2 protein-coding genes and 3 pseudogenes are annotated in these 3,259 nt (G+C 54.6%); all 5 read left to right on the top strand.

The features are described from left to right. Positions 1-327, top strand: a pseudogene (locus D5269_RS17195) (type IV secretory system conjugative DNA transfer family protein); the annotation flags it as partial. Positions 328-394: 67 nt separating this feature from the next. Continuing rightward, positions 395-529: pseudogene (locus tag D5269_RS17190) on the top strand (Maff2 family protein); the annotation flags it as partial. Positions 530-915: 386 nt separating this feature from the next. Then, a pseudogene (locus D5269_RS17185) lies at positions 916-1,005 on the top strand (Maff2 family mobile element protein); the annotation flags it as partial. 13 nt (positions 1,006-1,018) lie between these two features. Continuing rightward, on the top strand, positions 1,019-1,888 hold the full coding sequence (locus tag D5269_RS17180) for a VirB6/TrbL-like conjugal transfer protein, CD1112 family (RefSeq protein ID WP_120487247.1): 870 nt from the start codon (positions 1,019-1,021) through the stop codon (positions 1,886-1,888). 55 nt (positions 1,889-1,943) lie between these two features. Next, on the top strand, positions 1,944-3,248 hold the full coding sequence (locus tag D5269_RS17175; RefSeq protein ID WP_120487246.1) for a DUF3848 domain-containing protein: 1,305 nt from the start codon (positions 1,944-1,946) through the stop codon (positions 3,246-3,248). The last annotated feature ends 11 nt before the right edge of the window (positions 3,249-3,259 follow it).

Below are 3,259 nucleotides of genomic sequence, written 5' to 3'. Positions count from 1 at the left end.
CTTTTCAACACCTCCGACACGCGGGGAAGCCAGCGCAGCATGGGGGTAAATTACCAGAAACTCGGAAAAGAACTGATGTCAACCGATGAATTAGCGGTGATGGACGGCGGCAAGTGCATCTTGCAGGTGCAGGGCGTAAGGCCGTTCTTTTCGGACAAATTTGACATTACCAAACATCCGCAATATAAATACCTGCTGGATTCCAGCAAGAAGAACGCTTTTGATATTGCAAAATATCTGAGCCGGAGATTGACCGTCCGACCGGACGACGTTTTTGAAAGCTGTGAACTCGAAGCGCCGCCCGCGTCTGATGCGCCCGCCGATTGACTGATTCAACCGGCGGGCTTTTTTTGTCCCTGTCAACCCATTACAACAAATTTAAGGAGGAAAATGTATGGAATTTTTTGCAAGCGCTATTGAAACTTTGAAGGTACTGGTTATCGCGCTGGGCGCCGGCCTTGGCGTGTGGGGCGTCATCAACCTGCTGGAAGGTTACGGTAACGACAACCCTGGCGCAAAATCGCAGGGGTAAGCGATGCCCTCCACGGACAAGTAATTGCCGTGCAGCGTATGGTGGAAGTCCATACGGCAACAGACTGAATTGCTGGAACCCCCTAAAGCCGCACGTACCACAACACGGGGATGAAACAAGCCCGGATGTGACGGTTGCGAAAGCAGAAAGAAACGTGCGGATGGCGCATGGCGCGAGCCTGAACGCCGGAAAAATGGGCAATCAGCAGCGGAGCCTCGAACAAGAGGAACGTCCAACGACTATCCTTTGCAGGAGTAGGGCCAAGCGGCCCGAAGCAGTCTGCCCCGCATTTGCGGGTGAAGATATAGTCTGCGCCCATGTGAAAGCATGGGGTGTCCGCCTTTTCATAAGGTGGGGCCGCGCCGGAGCAGCGACCCGGCGTGAACAAACGGATGAAACAGCTTATGGCCGGCGGCGGAGTTGCCCTCATCGGTATGCAGCTTATCCCTCTGCTGGCGAACCTGTTCGGTTAAGGCGGGATAGCCTATGCTGAACATCCTCGACATAATTCAGGACTGGATCAAGGAAATCCTGCGGGACTGCATCATGGGCAACCTGGACGGGATGTTTGACCAGATCAACAACGAAGTCGGGGAGGTTGCGGCGAATGTGGGGACGACCCCGGCGGAATGGAACGCCGGGGTCTTTTCCATAATCCGCAATCTGAGCGATACAGTCGTAGTGCCGGTTGCGGGGATAATCTTAACCTTTGTCCTGTGCTACGAACTGATTTCGATGCTGATGGAAAAGAACAACTTCCACGACTTTGAAACCTTTGCACTGTATAAGTGGATTCTGAAAGTGTTCGTGGCGGTCTATCTTGTCACGCACACCTTTGACATTACAATGGCGATTTTTGAACTGGCGCAAACGGTAGTACAGCAGAGCGCCGGCGTTATCACCGGCACGACCAGCATAGACTTTGCGGCGGCGCTGGGCGATGTTGCCGCCCAACTGGAAACGATGGAGATTGGGGAACTTTTCGGCCTGCTGGTGGAAACCATGCTGCTGAAAATCACCATGCCGGTGCTGTCGTTCTGCGTCATGCTGGTGCTGGTGGGGCGCATGATTGAAATTTATATCTACTGCTCGGTAGGCGCAATCCCTTTTGCAACAATGGCAAACCGGGACTGGGGGCAGATGGGAAACAACTATCTGCGCGGCCTTGTGGCTCTTGGGCTGCAAGGCTTTTTCATTATGATTTGCGTTGCGATTTATGCCGTTTTAGTCGGGCAGATTGGGAGCGCCGACAACATCCACATCGCTATCTGGCAATGCGCGGGCTATACCGTGCTGCTGTGCTTCTCGCTGTTCAAGACCGGCGCGGTCAGCAAATCAATCTTTAACGCCCATTAAGGAGGTGGGCATTTGAAACCATATACCATCATCGTAAAGGAGGGAGCGAATTTATATGGACACTGAAAAACTGCGGCGGCAGTTAATTGACCGTATCACGGGAAATTACAGCGAATACCGCGCCAACCTGCTGTTAAAAGACCGGCAGGAACTGATTGACGGCGCGGACAGGATTGCCGACACCGCACTTGTATTCCAGCACATGGCCGACCGAAGCTACAAGCCGGAAGAACTGGAATACCTTTTGAAATTCCAGAACCCTTTGGAGGTAGCCACGGAGCATTGGGCGGACTATGAACTGATGCCGGATGTGCTGGACGCGCTGATTGCGGATGCCACCGACCGCCAGGACGATTTGACCCTGTTCCCGCTGGCAACGGACACGCCGGCGCAGAAGCCGGACACTTTGCGGAAGTTTCTGAATGTAGACCTGGAAACCGTGCTGCCACAGATTATGAAGCAGAAAACCGCCTTTTACCAGACAGACTTAAACTATGCGCTGGACACCATGCGGGAGGGCGCAGCGTCCGGCGACCCGGTAAAGCAGAACTTTGTCCTGATTTTCCGGCAGAGCGGCGTGGAGTGCCTGAATGAGCGCGATATGTTCATCGGCGGCACACGCAGCTTTAACACGCTGCAATTCTACCATACGCAGACCCGCGAGCCGGTTCTGACCTATTCGGTGGAACTGACCGGTAGCAATAAGGGCAGCTTGCGCGGCAACCTCTACCAGCAGGACAACCACCGCCTTGCGGAGTTTGCAGGGCGTACCGCCTCCCCCTATACCGATGTGACTGTTACATTTGCTGGGGGAAAAGAAGTACGGCTCCCGGAAAAGGAATTTCACTATGAAAAGGCCGCAGACCTGAAATATCTGCATGGCAGCATTAAGGAGGTTCGCAATGAAGCGGAGGACGAAACCGTGGTGCAGGGGGCGGTCAAACGGGAACACGACCGCAGGCGGGAAATGCCAAGGGGATATTTTGCCGTCCACCTGCAAGCGCTGGACGAACAGCGGATTCAGGCCGAAGCTGACCGGCTATCGACCGCGCTCACGGACTTAAAACAGCCAAACTCGCCGGACAAGGAGCAGTTTATGGCGGAAATCTCGGTGTATTTCCTGCCCCTGGCATCCCAGCATGATATGAACCGGCTCTATGAAAAGGTACAGAAGCAGGTGGGAAAGCCGGTATATTTTCTCCCGCCGGACGACACGGGAAAGCGGTATATCGCCATGCACCGGGAGGAACGCGCACAGGAGCAGCCGGGACGCAAGCCCTCCATCAAGGCCCAGCTTTCCGCAAAGCCCGTCCCCGGCGATAACCCCGCCGCCAAAACCAAAGACCGGGAGGTGAGATAAATGCCCTTTGT

Origin of the sequence: Anaerotruncus sp. 1XD42-93 (assembly GCF_009917605.1) — a bacterium.
Taxonomy (GTDB): Bacteria; Bacillota; Clostridia; order Oscillospirales; family Ruminococcaceae; genus Anaerotruncus.
This window is presented reverse-complemented; position numbering and strand designations above follow the sequence as displayed.

Excerpts from the sequence above, each read along its gene's own strand:
- D5269_RS17175 (WP_120487246.1), top strand. The coding sequence starts at position 1,944 with ATGGACACTGAAAAACTGCGGCGGCAGTTAATTGACCGTATCACGGGA.
- D5269_RS17180 (WP_120487247.1), top strand. The coding sequence starts at position 1,019 with ATGCTGAACATCCTCGACATAATTCAGGACTGGATCAAGGAAATCCTG.